Genomic DNA, 15,493 nt, shown 5'->3' with positions numbered 1-15,493 from the left:
CGCGGACCGCCGGCGTCGGGATCGAGGACAGAGCCCGGCCGGGCACCGGCCGGGCTCTGGCCGTGAACCGCGGCGAACCCGCACCCCTCCCTTTCCCTTGCACTCGCACGGAAGGTCACCCCCTGTTGTGCTGAAATTCATCCTCAAGCGCCTCGGCAGCTCCCTCCTGGTGCTGTTCGGCGCGTCGATCCTGCTCTTCTTCCTCGTGGCCCACTCGGGTGACCCCCTCCAGGACCTGCGAGAGTCACAGAACCCCAACCGTGAGACCCTCATCGCCGCCCGCACCGCGTTCATGGGGCTGGACCAGCCCTGGTACGCCCGGTACTGGGACTGGCTCCAGGGCATCGGCGGCTGCGTCACCGGTCAGTGCGACCTCGGCCTCAGCCGGAACGGTCAGTCCGTCGCAGACCTGCTGAGCAACGCCGCGGCCTCCACGCTGCGCCTCGTGGTGCTGGCGACCGTCCTGGCGATCATCATCGGCATCGCGATCGGCATCGTCACCGCGATCCGCCAGTACTCCGGCCTCGACTACGTGGTCACGTTCCTGATCTTCCTCTTCTTCTCGCTGCCCGTGTTCTGGGCGGCCGTGCTCCTGAAGGAGTACATGGGGATCCGGTTCAACGACTGGATCCGCAGCCCCGAGCTGAACTGGCCCCTCCTCATCGGGGTCGCCGTCCTCGCGGGCCTGGTCCTGCAGGCCGTCATGGCGGGCGACCTCGCGCGGCGCGCCTTCACGTTCGGCGCCACCGCCGCGTTCATCCTGCTCGCCGGCTGGGTGCTGTTCGCCGTCGACTTCTGGCGGCATCCGCAGATGGGCCCGGTCGTGCAGCTGGTCATCGGCCTGGCCGCCGCCGTCGGCGCCACCGCGGTGATCTCCGGTCTGCGCAACCGGCCGGTCCTCAAGGCCGCCCTGGTCACGGCCGCGATCGGCCTCGTCGCCTACTACGCCACCTACGGCCTGCTGTGGCGGACGCCGTCCGCGCTGCTGCTGGCCGGCCTCGGCGTCATCCTCGTGCTGGTGGCCATCCTGGTGGGCCGCCTGCTCGGCGGCTTCTCCAAGGGCTCGGCCGTGTCCGCCTCGCTGGTGACCGCCCTGATCATGGGCGTGGCGATCGTGGCGGAGCACCTGATGAACTACTGGCCGGCCTTCCTGAAGGTCAAGCCGCGCCCGATCTCCACGATCGGCTCGGGCACTCCGAACCTGGACGCCCACTTCTGGGTGGTGTTCCTGGACCGCGGTGCGCAGCTGCTGCTGCCCACCATCCTGCTGACCATCATCTCGGTGGCCACGTATTCGCGGTACACGCGCTCCTCCATGCTCGAGGTCTCGCGTCAGGACTACATCCGCACCGCTCGCGCCAAGGGCCTGCCGGAGCGCCAGGTGATCCTGAAGCACGCGTTCCGCAACTCGCTGATCCCCATCACCACGATCATGGCCTTCGACTTCGCCGGCCTGATCGGCGGCGCCGTGATCACGGAGCAGGTGTTCGGCTGGAAGGGGATGGGCGAGCTGTTCGCCACCGGCCTGCACGACGTGGACCCCATGCCCGTGATGGCGTTCTTCCTCGTGACGGGCACCGCCGCCGTGCTGATGAACCTCGTGGCGGACGTGCTCTACGCCGTCCTCGACCCCCGGATTCGAGTGTGAGCCAGATGACCACCAACAACTCCTCGACGACGGGCGCGCAGCTCGACGAGAAGCAGATCTTCGACCTCGCGGAGGCGGAGGACGCCAAGCTCCGCGCCAAGGCCGGGAAGTCCTACTCCCAGGGCGCCCTGGTCCGCAAGCGGTTCTTCCGCCACAAGGCGGCGATGATCTCCCTGATCATGCTGGTCTTCATCACGCTGATGGCGTTCTCCTCCATCGGCTTCGCCGGCATCCCCGGCTGGTGGGACAAGTCCTACACGGCCGCGGCCTCCGTGGTGAACGGCGGTCGCCCGACGCTCTCGGTCGTGCCGCAGGCCTTCGGGGGCGAGGGCATCCGCTGGGGCGAGCACCCCTTCGGCCAGGACACCACGGGCAAGGACTACTTCGCCCTCGTGATGCGCGGGACCCAGCAGTCCATGATCATCGCGGCCATCGTGGGCCTGCTCTCCACCGTGATCGGCGCGATCGTCGGCGCCGTGTCCGGGTACTTCGGCGGCTGGGTCGACTCCGTCCTGATGCGCCTGACCGACCTGATCATCGTCATCCCGCTGCTCGTGCTCGCCGCGGTGCTCGGCCAGATGGCCAGCGGCATGAAGATGGGCATCCTCCCGCTCGCGGTGGTGCTCGGCCTCGTGTCCTGGACGTCCCTGGCCCGCCTCGTGCGCGGCGAGGTCCTGTCCCTGCGCGAGAAGGAGTTCGTGGCGGCCGCCGTCGCCATGGGCGCCAAGCCGGGCCGCCTGATCTTCAAGCACCTGCTGCCCAACACGATCGGCGTGATCGTCGTGAACGCGACGTTCGCGATCGCGGGCGCGGTGCTGCTGGAGACCTCGCTGTCCTTCCTCGGCTTCGGCGTGAAGGCGCCGGACTCGTCCCTGGGCCTGCTCATCTCCGACTACCAGAACGCGTTCACCACCCGTCCGTGGCTGTTCTGGTGGCCCGGCATGATCATCCTCGCGATCGCCCTGTCCGTGAACTTCCTCGGCGACGGCCTGCGCGACGCCTTCGACCCGCGCCAGGGCGCGGGCGCCCACCGCAGGCCCCGCTTCTTCGGCCGCCGCGCGGCCGCCACCGAGGCCGGTGCGACGACGGCGGGCGGTCTGGCCGCGGCCCCGACGGCCGGTCGGCTCGAGGCCCCCGTGGAGGAGGCCGGCGGATCCGCACGGATCTCCGACGCGGACGAGGACGGTCAGCGATGAGCGCGAACGACAAGAAAGGCCGATCCATGTTCGGCAAGAAGAACGAGAACGACGTGACCGCCGACGGGCAGGGCTCGCACGCGGCGTCGTCGGCCGACCTCGAGGCGCGCGGCGCCGCCGTGCCCGGCTCCTCCGGCGCCGTCGGCGTCCCTCCGGGCCCCGCGACGAGCGCGATGGGCGTCGTGGCCCGCCACGACGACCTGGGCGGCGAGCCGGTGCTCGCCTTCCGCGACGTGGACGTGAAGTTCGCGACCGAGTTCGGCGAGGTGCACGCGGTCAAGGGCGTGACGTTCGACGTCAAACCCGGCGAGGTCGTCGCCCTCGTGGGCGAGTCCGGCTCCGGCAAGTCCGTCACGAGCGCCACCGCCATGGGCCTGCTCCCGGGCAATGCGGACGTCACCGGCTCCGTGCAGCTGGCCGGCCGCGACGTGCTCACCATGACCCCGGGGCAGCTGCGCGGCATCCGCGGCGACGAGGTGGCGATGGTGTTCCAGGAGCCCATGACGGCCCTGAACCCCGTCCTCACCGTGGGCGACCAGCTCACGGAGGCCCTCGAGCTGCACGGCATCGCCTACGGCACCGAGGCGGACAAGCGCGCCGTCGAGCTGCTCACCATGGTGGGCATCCCCGACGCCGCCACCCGCCTCAAGCAGTACCCCCACCAGTTCTCGGGCGGCCAGCGCCAGCGCATCGTCATCGCGATGGCGATCAGCTGCTCGCCGAAGGTGATCATCGCGGACGAGCCCACCACGGCGCTCGACGTGACGGTCCAGGCCGAGATCCTGGAGCTGCTGCGCTCCCTGAAGAACAAGATGAACACCGGCATCCTGCTCATCACGCACAACATGGGCGTGGTGGCGGACATGGCGGACCGCGTGTGCGTGATGCTCCACGGCGAGCTCGTGGAGCAGGGCTCGGTGCACCAGGTGCTCCAGCACGCCCGGCACCCGTACACCCAGAAGCTGCTCTCGGCGGTGCCGCGCCTCGGCGAGCCCCTCGAGGTGGCGGAGCCGGAGCCGGTCACGGCCACGCAGACGCAGGCCCGGTACGCGATCGAGGCGGAGAACCTCCACCTCGAGTACGACCACCGCGGCAAGAAGAACCGCGTGGTGCACGACGTCAGCTTCCAGGTGGCCCCGGGCGAGATCCTGGGTCTGGTGGGCGAGTCCGGGTCAGGCAAGTCCACGATCGCCAAGTCGGTGCTCGGCCTGCTCACCATCGCGGAGGGCTCGCTGCGCATCCAGGGCCACGACCTGGCGACGATGCCCAAGGCCGAGCAGCGCGCCCTGCGCAAGAACATCGGCGTGGTCTTCCAGGACCCGGCGGCCTCGCTGGACCCGCGGTTCCCGATCGGCGACATCATCACCGAGCCGATGGTCGTGCACAAGGTGGGGGACCGGCGCTCACGCCTGGCCCGCGCCGAGGAGCTGCTGGACGCGGTGCGGCTGCCGCGCTCCGTGGTGAACCGGTACCCGCACGAGCTCTCCGGCGGTCAGCGCCAGCGCATCTCGATCGCCCGCGCCCTGACCCTGGACCCCCAGGTGCTCATCGCGGACGAGCCGACCTCGGCCCTGGACGTGTCCGTCCAGGCCGCCGTGCTGGACATGTTCGCGGAGCTGCAGCAGCGCTACGAGTTCGCGTGCCTGTTCGTGTCTCACGACCTCGCGGTGGTGGACATGCTGGCCCACAAGGTGCTCGTCCTCAAGGACGGCCGCCAGGTGGAGCAGGGCCCCACGGAGGAGGTGCTCCACCGCCCGAAGGAGGAGTACACCCGTCGCCTCCTGGCGGCGGCGCCCGTGCCGGACCCGGACCAGCAGGCGGAGCGTCGCCAGGAGCGCCGCGAGTTCCTCGCCTCCCTCGGCGAGGGCGTCTACTGACCGCGCGGGTCGGCGGCGGGCGCGTCCCGCCGCCGGCCCCGGGCCCACCGGCCCGCCGGTCCACGGCGGCCCCTGCGCGTACAATCGCACGGGGGCCGCCGTCGTCGTGCGCCTCCACCCCTTTGATGTCGAACCGGACAGGACGCCCATGACCTCGACCGAAACCCGCCGCTCCGATCTGCGCAACGTGGCCATCGTGGCCCACGTGGACCATGGCAAGACCACGATGGTGGACGCCATGCTGCGCCAGACCGGTGCCTTCAACACGCACGGCGACGTCGCCGAGCGGGTCATGGACTCCGGGGACCTGGAGAAGGAGAAGGGGATCACGATCCTCGCCAAGAACACCACGGTGTTCTACTCCGGCCCGTCCGCCCCCGAGGGCGAGACCGTCACCATCAACGTGATCGACACCCCCGGCCACGCCGACTTCGGCGGCGAGGTGGAGCGCGGCCTGTCCATGGTGGACGGCGTCGTGCTGCTCGTGGACTCCTCCGAGGGCCCGCTGCCCCAGACCCGCTTCGTGCTCCGCAAGGCCCTCGCGGCCAAGCTGCCCGTGATCCTCGTGGTCAACAAGACGGACCGCCCGGACGCGCGCATCGACGGGGTCGTCTCCGACTCCATGGACCTGCTGCTCGGCCTGGCCTCGGACCTGGCCGAGGAGGACCCGGACCTGGACCTCGACTCGGTGCTGGACGTCCCCGTCGTCTACGCCTCGGGCAAGGCCGGCCGTGCCTCCCTGACCCAGCCCGCCGACGGCGCCCTGCCGGAGGCCGAGGACCTCGAGGCCCTCTTCAACGTGATCATGGAGCACATCCCGGCCCCGTCCTACACCGAGGGCGAGGTCCTCCAGGCGCACGTCACCAACCTGGACGCCTCCCCGTTCCTCGGCCGCCTCGCGCTGCTGCGCATCTTCAACGGCACCCTCCGCAAGGGCCAGCAGGTCGCGTGGGCCCGCCAGGACGGCGCCCTGAAGACCGTGAAGATCACCGAGCTGCTGGCCACCAAGGGCCTCGAGCGCGTGCCCGCGGAGGAGGCCGGCCCGGGCGAGATCGTCGCCGTCGCCGGCATCGAGGACATCATGATCGGCGAGACCCTCACCGACGCGGAGAACCCGAAGCCGCTGCCGCTGATCACGGTGGACGACCCGGCCATCTCCATGACCGTGGGCATCAACACCTCCCCGCTGGCCGGCCGCGTCAAGGGCGCCAAGGTCACGGCCCGCCAGGTGAAGGACCGCCTGGACAAGGAGCTGATCGGCAACGTCTCGCTCAAGGTGCTCCCCACCGAGCGCCCGGATGCGTGGGAGGTGCAGGGCCGCGGCGAGCTCGCCCTGGCCATCCTCGTGGAGCAGATGCGCCGCGAGGGCTTCGAGCTCACCGTGGGCAAGCCGCAGGTGGTCACCCGGACCGTGGACGGCAAGGTCCACGAGCCGATGGAGCGCATGACCATCGACATCCCCGAGGAGTTCATGGGCGCGGTCACGCAGCTCATGGCCGCCCGCAAGGGCCGCATGCAGGAGATGTCCAACCACGGCACGGGCTGGATCCGCATGGAGTTCCTGGTCCCGGCCCGCGGCCTGATCGGCTTCCGCACCCGCTTCCTCACCGAGACCCGCGGCGCGGGCATCGCCTCCTCCTACGCGGCCGGCTACGAGCCGTGGACCGGTGAGATCGAGTACCGCACCAACGGCTCCCTCGTGGCCGACCGCGCGGGCTCCGCCACGCCGTTCGCCATGATCAACCTGCAGGAGCGCGGCACCTTCTTCGTGCAGCCCGGCGCCGAGGTGTACGAGGGCATGATCGTGGGCGAGAACTCGCGCGCCGACGACATGGACGTGAACATCACCAAGGAGAAGAAGCTCACCAACATGCGTGCGGCCTCCTCCGAGTCGTTCGAGGGCCTGACGCCCCCGCGCCGGCTCACCCTCGAGGAGTCCCTCGAGTTCGCCCGCGAGGACGAGTGCGTGGAGATCACCCCCGAGGACATCCGCATCCGCAAGGTCGTCCTGGACGCCAACGAGCGCCTGAAGGCCGCGCGCGCCCGCGCCCGTGCCTGACCGTCCCCGCCGACGCGCCCGGCCCGCCGACGTGGTGGGCGGGGCGCTGCTCGGCGTCGTCGCCGGCGCGCTCGGCACCGCCGTCCATCTGAACCTGGCCTCCCTGCCGGGCGGCTGGGCCCTGCCCTGGGGTGCGGTGCTGGCGCTCGTGCTCGTCGGCTCGACGCAGCGCTGGTGGATGGTCCGACGCGCGGGCCGCGGCGGGCGAGCCCTGCCGGCGGGGGCCGCGGTCGTCGCCGGCGCGTTCACCGCCGTCCTGGCCCTGCAGCGCCTGCCGGTGGACGACGCCCTGGGGGTGTCCTGGACGGCCGGCCTGTGGGCGGCGGCGCCGGGCGCCGTCGTCGCCTCCGTGGCCTGGAACGTCGGCCAGCCGGCGCTCGGCCTGGTCCTGCTGGCCGCGGGCCGGCGGCTGGACCGCCGACCCGCAGGGGCCGCCGACGGCGCCACGCGCCCCCGCCGGGCTACTGTGACCGCCCGCGAAACGCGTCCGGGGGAGCGAGTACCCTGGACCGCAGCCCCGCAACCCCGTGCCCAGAGAGAGGTGGACGGTCAGCCATGACCTACGTGATCGCGTTGCCGTGTGTGGACGTCAAGGACAAGGCGTGCATCGACGAATGCCCCGTGGACTGCATCTACGAGGGTGAGCGCATGCTCTACATCCACCCGGACGAGTGCGTCGACTGCGGTGCGTGCGAGCCGGTGTGCCCCGTCGAGGCCATCTACTACGAGGACGACACCCCCGACGAGTGGGCCGAGTACTACAAGGCCAACGTCGAGTTCTTCGATGACCTGGGCTCCCCGGGCGGCGCCGCCAAGCTGGGCATGATCGCCAAGGACCACCCGATCATCTCCGCCCTGCCCCTGCAGAACGCCGACGCCTGAGCCCCATGCTGACGCTGCCGGACTACCCGTGGGACACGCTCACCCCCTACCGTGAGCGTGCCGCCGCCCACCCGGACGGCGTCGCGGACCTGTCCATCGGCACGCCCGTGGATCCGACGCCGGACCTGATCCGCCGGGCCCTGACCGAGGCCGCCGACGCGCACGGCTACCCGACGACGCACGGCACGGACGCCCTGCGCCGCGCGGTCGTCGACTGGTACGCCCGGCGCCGCGGGGTGTCCGGGCTGGACCCGGCGGCCGTGGTGCCCACGGTCGGGTCCAAGGAGTTCATCGCGTGGCTGCCCACGCTGCTCGGGCTCGGCGCAGGCGACGTCGTCGTCCACCCCGAGGCCGCCTACCCCACCTATGCGGTGGGCGCGCTGCTGGCCGGGGCGGAGGCCGTGGCCGCGGACGACCTCGACGCCCTGGCGCCCGAGGTGCGTGAGCGGGTGCGCCTCGTGTGGACCAACTCGCCGGCCAACCCCACCGGCGCCGTGCTGGACGCGGCGGCGCTGCGCCGCACGGTCGACGCCGCCCGTGCCGTGGGCGCCGTGGTGTGCGGGGACGAGTGCTACGCCGAGCTCGGCTGGGACGCGTGGGACGGGGCCGTCGTGCCCTGCATCCTGTCCGACGAGGTCTCCGGTGGCGACCTGACAGGCCTGCTGAGCGTCTACTCGCTGTCCAAGCAGTCCAACCTCGCCGGCTACCGCGCCGCGTTCGCCGCGGGGGATCCGCAGCTCGTGGCGACCCTGGTCAACACCCGCAAGCACGCGGGCATGATCGTGCCCGCCCCGGTGCAGCACGCGATGGCCGTGGCCCTGGCCGACGACGCACACGTGGCGGAGCAGAAGGACCGCTACCGCCGCCGTCGGGACGCACTGCGCACCGCGCTGGAGGCCTCCGGCCACACGGTGGACCACTCCGAGGCGGGGCTGTACCTGTGGACCCGGCGGACGGGCCTGGACCCGGCCGACGCCACGGCGCAGGACTCGTGGGACCTGCTGGGCGAACTGGCGGACCTGGGCATCATCGCCGGGCCCGGCGTGTTCTACGGTGCCGGCGGCGAGGGCTACGTCCGCGTGGCGATCACCGCCACGGACGAGGCGGTCGCCCGGGCCGCGGCGAGACTCACCGCCCGCGGGCCGCGGACCGGCTGAGCCGGGGCCGAGGGCCGTCGTCGGGGGAAGCGACCGCGTGTCCCGGGCCGGTCCTTGGTAGTTTGGAGCAGAGTCGTCCCCGCGTGCGCGCGCCCACCCGGTGCGTGGACCGCGGGCCATCCAGAAGAGAACGAGGGAGCACACCCGTGACCCAGAACGAGTCCGTCCGGCTGACCGTCGGCGAGCAGAGCCTGGACCTCGGCGTCGAGCGCGCCACCGAAGGCAACAACGGCATCAACATCGCCCCGCTCCTGAAGGAGACCGGCGACGTCACCTACGACCCGGGCTTCATGAACACGGCGAACGCCAAGTCGGCCGTCACGTTCATCGACGGCGACCAGGGCATCCTGCGCTACCGCGGCTACGCCATCGAGGACCTCGCCGAGCATTCCTCCTTCATGGAGGTGGCCTACCTGCTGATCTACGGCGAGCTGCCCGAGTCCAAGGAGACCCTGGAGGCCTGGGAGACCAACATCCTGCGCCACAACATGGTGCACGAGGACCTCAAGCTGTTCTTCAACGGCTTCCCGCGGGACGCGCACCCCATGCCGGTGCTGTCCTCCTCCGTGTCCGGGCTGTCCACGTTCTACCCGGACTCCCTGGACCCGCACGATCCGGAGCAGGTCCACATCTCCACCGTGCGTCTGCTGGGCAAGCTGCCGGTGCTGGCCTCCTACGCGTTCAAGAAGTCGCTGGGCCAGCCGTTCATGTACCCGCACAACTCGCTGAACTACGTGGAGAACTTCCTCCGCCTGTGCTTCGGCGTGCCGGCCGAGGAATATGACATCGACCCGGACGTGGTCAAGGCCCTCGACCTGCTGCTCATGCTGCACGCCGACCACGAGCAGAACGCCTCCACCTCCACGGTGCGCCTGGTCGGCTCCACCCAGGCCAACCTGTTCGCCTCGGTGTCCGCCGGCATCAACGCCCTCTACGGCCCGCTGCACGGCGGCGCCAACGAGGCCGTGCTGAACATGCTCCGGAAGATCAAGTCGGAGGGCATCACGCCCGAGGACTTCATGGAGAAGGTGAAGAACAAGGAGGACGGCGTCCGCCTGATGGGCTTCGGCCACCGCGTGTACAAGAACTACGACCCGCGGGCCAAGATCATCAAGAAGACCGCCGAGGACATCCTGGGCAAGATGGGCGGCAACGACGAGCTGCTCGAGATCGCCCAGCGCCTCGAGGAGAAGGCCCTCGCCGACGACTACTTCGTGGAGCGCAAGCTCTACCCGAACGTCGACTTCTACACCGGCGTGATCTACAAGGCCATGGGCTTCCCGGAGAAGATGTTCACCGTCCTCTTCGCCCTGGGCCGCCTGCCCGGCTGGATCGCCCAGTGGCGCGAGCTCATGGAGGACCCGGCCACCAAGATCGGCCGCCCGCGCCAGATCTACGTGGGCGAGCAGCTGCGCCAGTACCCGCAGCGCTGACCCGGGGGCGCTGACCCTGCGTTGGGGGGCGGTTTCGGGTGGTATTCCGACGGAATACCACCCGAAACCGCCCCCAATGCGTTCGCCGGAGCGTCTTCATGTCGAGGCGGAGTGGCCGAGGCGGCGTCGGACCACCGCGACGACGCCACGGAAGTCCTCGCGCCCATCGGCCCAGGTGACGCGGAGCGTCGTCCAGCCGCGCGCCTGGCCGTAGCGGTCCCGGTGGGCGTCGCGCGCCTGTTGCTCCCGCGTGCGGTGCCCCGCACCGTCGTACTGCAGGGCCAGGCGCACGTGGCGGTAGGCGAGGTCGGCCACGGGGGAGACGGGGTCCCCGGGCTCGAGCGCGGCCTGCAGCTCCGGCTCCGGCAGCCCGCCGGCCACGAGGGCCAGGCGCAGGCGGGTCTCGGGCGGCGAGTCCGCCCCGACGCGAACGGAATCCAGCGCCTCCCGCGCGGCCGGGCGGCCATGGAAGCGTCCGGACGCGTGCAGCGCCGACCGCAGCGCGGCGATCGTGGTGGCCGGGTCCGTCCGGCCCGCGGGCGTCCACGGGTGCCGGACGGCGTGGTCGCCGGCGGCCACGAGGTCCTCGAACGTCCACGGGGGAGTCAGGGAGCACAGGTCCAGCCAGGTGCGATCGACGGTGGTGACGCGCAGGCCGTGCACGTGCGTGACGAACTCGGGCGCCAGCGGCCTGCGGTGGTCCATCAGTCCGGCCCGCCGGACGCGTCGCGTCCCCCGGGCCACGGTGAGGTGCGCCGGCGGGCCGGCCTCGAGCTCGCCCGTCGCCGGGTCGCGCCGCCGCCAGGCTCGCGTGGGCATCGGCAGGCCGTGCAGGTGGGCCGCGGTCTCGTGGGAGAGGACGGCATCCGGGCGCCGACGCAGGAGCGCGGCGAGGTGATCGGGGGAGAAGCCGTGCCCGGGCTCGGGCAGGCCCAGGTCGGCCCAGCCCGTGCCAGGGCGTGCCCGCTGCCGGTGGATGCCCTGCCCGACCCGCTCCAGGTCCGACCGGCGGGCGCGGTCGGGCGGCAGCCCCAGTCGGGCCAGGTCCGTGGCCGACAGGACGGCGGGCTGGTCGGGCGACAGAGGAGTCACGACGCGCGGCATGCACCCATCGGACGACGCCGGCGACGCGCCTGGGGCGCACTGGCCGCGGCACGGGGACGACGCGCGGGGCGGGCGCTGCTGTGCAGGAGCCGACGGCGACCGCCGTGTGCCGTCGTCGTCGCCCCGCCCCCGGCCCGCCGTGGAGTTCCGGGGGCGATAGTCGGCGTTATCCCGGCGGGATACCACCGGAAATCGCCCCCCCAACGCGGCGGGGAGCGGGGAGGGCCGCGGGCCGCGGGCCGCGGGCTGGCAGCCGGGTGCGCCGGGTCAGTTCGCGTGCAGTGCCGCGTTCAGTTCGACGGTCCGGCCGGCGCGGGGGAGGGCCTCGACCCCGCCCGTGGTGGAGTTGCGGCGGAACAGCAGGTTCGGCACGCCGGAGAGGTCCACGGCCTTCACGGTGTGCGCCGCCTCGCCGTCCTGCAGCACGCTCACGCGCGTGCCCGCGGTGACGTACAGACCGGCCTCGACCACGCAGTCGTCGCCGACGGAGATGCCCACGCCGGAGTTCGCGCCGAGCAGCACGTGCTCGCCGACCACGATCCGCTGGGTGCCTCCGCCGGAGAGCGTGCCCATGATGGACGCGCCGCCTCCGACGTCGGACCCGTCGCCCACCACGACGCCGGCCGAGATCCGGCCCTCCACCATCGAGTTCCCCAGGGTGCCCGCGTTGAAGTTCACGAAGCCCTCGTGCATCACGGTCGTCCCCTCGGCCAGGTGGGCGCCCAGGCGCACCCGGTCCGCGTCGCCGATGCGCACCCCGGAGGGCACGACGTAGTCCGTCATGCGCGGGAACTTGTCCACGCCGTACACCTGCACGGCGCCGCGGGCACGCAGCCTCGCCCGCGTCAGCTCGAAGTCGGCGACCGCGCAGGGTCCGTGGTTCGTCCACACCACGTTGGTGAGCAGCCCGAAGACGCCGTCGAGGTTGAGCTCGTTCGGCCGCGCCAGGCGGTGCGAGAGGGCGTGCAGGCGCAGCCACGCGTCCGCAGTGGAGGCCGGGGCGGCGTCCAGGTCGACCTCCAGCTCGACGACGGCCTGCGTGGTCCCGCGGTCCGCGTCGTCCGCGGCGAGGGCGCGCAGGGTGTCGCGCAGCGAGGCGTCCGCAGCGGAGAGCGGACCGGCCACGGGCGCGGGGAACCACACGTCCAGGACGGCGCCGTCGGCGGCCGTGGTGGCCAGGCCGTGGCCGGAGACGAGACGGGGGGAGGGCTGCTGTGCGGCGGTCTGGGTCATGCGCCTCAGCCTACTGAGCGGCCGGGGCACGCTGCAGGGCGGCGAGAGGCCCGTCCGTAGACTGGACACATGAGTCCCACCCCCGTGCCCCTGCCCGACCTCGCCGATCCGGACCTCGACGTCGCGGCGCTCACCGCCACCCTGCTGGACGTGCGCTCCGTCTCGGGGGAGGAAGGGCCGCTGGCCGACGCCGTCGAGCAGGCCCTGCGCGCCCTCGGCGGCCTCGAGGTGCGGCGGTTCGGGGACGCCGTCGTCGCCCGCACCGCTCTGGGGCGGCCGACCCGCGTGATCCTGGCCGGGCACCTGGACACGGTGCCCCTGCCCACCGTGTCGGGCTCGCGCGGGACCGTGCCCTCGGCGTGGGACGGGGACGTGCTGTATGGCCGCGGGGCCGTGGACATGAAGTCCGGCGTCGCCGTGCAGCTGGCCCTGGCCGGTCGCTTCGGCCGCGCGGACGGCCCCACGCCCGTGCACGACGTCACGTGGGTGTTCTACGACCACGAGGAGGTCGCCTCGGACCTGTCGGGCCTCGCCCGCGTGGCCCGCCAGGCCCCCGAGCTGCTGGAGGGCGACTTCGCGGTGCTGCTCGAGCCGACCGACGGCGTCGTGGAGGGCGGCTGCAACGGCACGTGCCGGTACCGCGTCACCTTCCCCGGTGTCGCGGCGCACTCGGGCCGTGCGTGGCGCGGCGACAACGCGATCCACAAGCTGGCCCCCGTGCTCACCGCCCTGGCGGCGTACGAGCCGGCCACGGTCACGGTGGAGGGCCTGGAGTACCGCGAGGGGCTGCACGCGATCCGCGTGGCCGGCGGCGTCGCGGGCAACGTCATCCCGGACGAGGCGTCCGTGGACCTGAACTACCGGTTCGCGCCGGACAAGACCCTCGAGCAGGCCCACGCGCACGTCCGCACGGTGCTGGAGGGGGCCGGCGTGGACTGGGACGCCCAGGTGCGGATCGACGACGCCTCGCCCGCCGCCCGCCCCGGTCTGGACCGGCCGGCCGCCGCCGCGTTCGTCGCCGCCGTCGGGGGAGAGCCCCAGCCCAAGTACGGGTGGACGGACGTGGCCCGGTTCTCCCAGCTGGGCGTGCCCGCGGTCAACTTCGGCCCCGGCGACGCCCTCCTGGCCCACACGGACGACGAGCACGTGCCCCGCGAGGCGGTCCACGCGTGCCTCGCGGCGCTCGCGGCCTGGCTGGCCGGGTGACCCGACGACGTCGGCCGGTGCCAGCCGCCCGACCCGCGGGCCCGCCGCGGCGCCGCCGGGTCAGCCCGCCGTGTCCGTGGGCGCCCCGACGCGCGGGGTCGTGGGGGCGCTGGCGTCGCCGGCCGTCCGCGACGACAGCCGCCGCGAGAGCCGGGTGGCCGCCCAGGTGAGGAGGAAGTTGATCACGATGAAGATCATCGCGGCCACCACGAGGGACTGCAGGATGTTGCCGTTGCCGGAGCCGAGCTGGCGGGCGTAATGCAGGAGTTCGAAGAAGCCGATGAGGTAGCCCAGCGCCGAGTCCTTGAGGATCACCACGAACTGGCTCAGCAGCGACGGCAGCATGGCGATAAGGGCCTGAGGCACCTCCACGAGCCGCAGGGACTGGGTGCTCGTCATGCCCACCGCCGCGGCCGCCTCGCGCTGGCCGCGCGGCAGCGAGCGCACCCCGGAGCGCACCAGCTCCGCGATCACAGACCCGTTGTACAGGGTCAGCGCCGCGATCACCGCGTAGTACGGGCCGTCCTGGGGCTGGATCGCTCCGGAGCGCGCGACCTGTGCGAACAGCTGGTAGAAGAACACCATCATCACGAGCACCGGCACGGCCCGGAAGAACTCGACGACGACGGCGGCCAGCCAGCGCACCGGGCCGACCGGGGCGAGCCGCAGGAAGCCGAACACCAGGCCGAACACCACGGAGGAGACCACGGCGATGCCCGCGGACTGCAGGGTGAACTGCAGGCCCGGCAGGTAGTAGTTCCGCCACGCGTCGCCGTCGACGGCGGCCAGCCAGCGGCGGCCGGAGAGCTGGCCGGTGGCATTCATCTGGATCAGGACGAGCACCGCCACGGCCAGCACCGCGGCGAGGGTGACGAGGTTGGCGAGGAGGATGCGCCGGCGGGCGAGGGGACCCGGGGCGTCGAAGAGGACGGAGGCCTGGGCGCTCATCGGGCCACCGCCCATTTCTCGGAGGCCCACGTGGTCAGCAGGCCGATGGGGATGACGATCAGGCAGAAGCCGATCGCGAAGGTCAGGAAGATCGCCACCATCACGTCCGGGCTGAACTCGATCATGCGCTTCATCAGGCCCGAGGCCTCCGCCACCGACGCCGCGGCGGCGACGGTGGTGTTCTTGGTCAGGGCGATCACGGTGTTGCCCAACGGGGTGATGGCCCCGCGCAGCGCCTGGGGCAGGATCACGTGGCGGGCCGCGGGCAGGAAGCCCAGGCCGATGGAGCGGGCGGCCTCGGCCTGCCCGAGCGGGACGGTGTTGACGCCGGAGCGGATCGCCTCGCACATGAACGCCGCGTGGTAGAGCGAGAGCGCGATCACGGCGTAGATGAAGAAGTTCAGCGTGAAGTCGGCCGAGAAGCTGATCTTCAGCTGCCCCCAGACGGCGAGCACGCCGAGCAGCATGATGATCGTGAGCGGGGTGTTGCGGACCACGTTGACGTAGCCGGTGCCGAGGGCGCGCAGCGAGGGGACGGGCGAGATGCGGAACAGGGCGAGCACCACGCCGAGGACGAACGAGCCGAGGGTCGCGAGGAACGCGAGCCTGATGTTCGTCCAGAACGCGAGCGGGATGTCCGCGCCGTAGTCCGCGAGGAGCGAGGAGATCGATTCCATGACTTCTCCGAGGGTCGGGACGGGGCTGACGGGCAGGGGAGCCGCCGGGCGGGCCGAGGGTGACGGTTCAGGT

The 15,493-nt window shown here is 72.1% G+C and carries 13 protein-coding genes; 9 read left to right on the top strand and 4 right to left on the bottom strand.

The window, feature by feature from the left end:
* The first annotated feature begins 127 nt into the window (after nt 1-127).
* The 8 genes from MLUT_RS19275 to MLUT_RS19240 all read left to right on the top strand — a co-directional run bounded on the left by MLUT_RS19275 (nt 128) and on the right by MLUT_RS19240 (nt 10,252).
* Nucleotides 128-1,648 carry an ABC transporter permease gene (locus MLUT_RS19275; protein WP_010080535.1) on the top strand — a complete coding sequence of 507 codons (1,521 nt, stop codon included), beginning with the start codon at nt 128-130 and terminating at the stop codon, nt 1,646-1,648.
* Nucleotides 1,649-1,653: 5 nt separating this feature from the next.
* The gene (locus MLUT_RS19270; RefSeq protein ID WP_012751013.1) at nt 1,654-2,844 is read left to right on the top strand and encodes an ABC transporter permease; all 1,191 of its coding nucleotides are present in this window, start codon (nt 1,654-1,656) and stop codon (nt 2,842-2,844) included.
* Nucleotides 2,841-4,721, top strand: a complete 1,881-nt coding sequence (locus tag MLUT_RS19265; protein WP_051497028.1) for an ABC transporter ATP-binding protein — start codon at nt 2,841-2,843, stop codon at nt 4,719-4,721. Before MLUT_RS19270 ends, MLUT_RS19265 begins: the two co-directional genes overlap by 4 nt.
* Nucleotides 4,722-4,869: 148 nt before the next feature.
* Nucleotides 4,870-6,780: a translational GTPase TypA gene (typA, locus tag MLUT_RS19260; RefSeq protein ID WP_002855163.1), complete on the top strand. Its 1,911-nt coding sequence runs from the start codon at nt 4,870-4,872 to the stop codon at nt 6,778-6,780.
* The gene (locus MLUT_RS19255; protein ID WP_012751011.1) at nt 6,773-7,339 is read left to right on the top strand and encodes a hypothetical protein; all 567 of its coding nucleotides are present in this window, start codon (nt 6,773-6,775) and stop codon (nt 7,337-7,339) included. Before typA ends, MLUT_RS19255 begins: the two co-directional genes overlap by 8 nt.
* Complete coding sequence (fdxA, locus tag MLUT_RS19250) at nt 7,336-7,662, top strand: ferredoxin (protein WP_002855160.1); 327 nt, start codon at nt 7,336-7,338, stop codon at nt 7,660-7,662. The genes MLUT_RS19255 and fdxA overlap by 4 nt, the downstream gene beginning before the upstream one ends.
* 5 nt (nt 7,663-7,667) lie before the next feature.
* Complete coding sequence (dapC, locus tag MLUT_RS19245) at nt 7,668-8,819, top strand: succinyldiaminopimelate transaminase (protein WP_012751010.1); 1,152 nt, start codon at nt 7,668-7,670, stop codon at nt 8,817-8,819.
* A 146-nt stretch (nt 8,820-8,965) separates the two neighbouring features.
* Nucleotides 8,966-10,252: a citrate synthase gene (locus tag MLUT_RS19240; protein ID WP_012751009.1), complete on the top strand. Its 1,287-nt coding sequence runs from the start codon at nt 8,966-8,968 to the stop codon at nt 10,250-10,252.
* A gap of 96 nt (nt 10,253-10,348) precedes the next feature.
* Here the strand turns inward: MLUT_RS19240 and MLUT_RS19235 are convergent, their stop codons facing one another.
* Both MLUT_RS19235 and dapD read right to left on the bottom strand, forming a co-directional pair.
* Nucleotides 10,349-11,344, bottom strand: coding sequence for a hypothetical protein (locus MLUT_RS19235; protein WP_231936596.1), 996 nt, complete (start codon nt 11,342-11,344; stop codon nt 10,349-10,351).
* Nucleotides 11,345-11,623: 279 nt separating this feature from the next.
* Nucleotides 11,624-12,589, bottom strand: coding sequence for a 2,3,4,5-tetrahydropyridine-2,6-dicarboxylate N-succinyltransferase (gene dapD / locus MLUT_RS19230; protein ID WP_010080542.1), 966 nt, complete (start codon nt 12,587-12,589; stop codon nt 11,624-11,626).
* Between the two features lie 69 nt (nt 12,590-12,658).
* On the opposite strand from dapD, the gene dapE reads away from it, so the two are divergent.
* Nucleotides 12,659-13,795 (top strand): succinyl-diaminopimelate desuccinylase, encoded by a 1,137-nt coding sequence (dapE, locus tag MLUT_RS19225; RefSeq protein ID WP_010080543.1) that lies wholly within the window; start codon nt 12,659-12,661, stop codon nt 13,793-13,795.
* 60 nt (nt 13,796-13,855) lie between these two features.
* Here the strand turns inward: dapE and MLUT_RS19220 are convergent, their stop codons facing one another.
* Nucleotides 13,856-14,743: an amino acid ABC transporter permease gene (locus tag MLUT_RS19220; RefSeq protein ID WP_012751008.1), complete on the bottom strand. Its 888-nt coding sequence runs from the start codon at nt 14,741-14,743 to the stop codon at nt 13,856-13,858.
* Entirely contained in the window at nt 14,740-15,420 is a 681-nt protein-coding gene (locus MLUT_RS19215) for an amino acid ABC transporter permease (RefSeq protein WP_010080545.1), read from the bottom strand. Before MLUT_RS19215 ends, MLUT_RS19220 begins: the two co-directional genes overlap by 4 nt.
* Nucleotides 15,421-15,493 lie beyond the last annotated feature (73 nt).

Source organism: Micrococcus luteus NCTC 2665 (assembly GCF_000023205.1).
Classification (GTDB): domain Bacteria; phylum Actinomycetota; class Actinomycetes; order Actinomycetales; family Micrococcaceae; genus Micrococcus; species Micrococcus luteus.
This window is presented reverse-complemented; position numbering and strand designations above follow the sequence as displayed.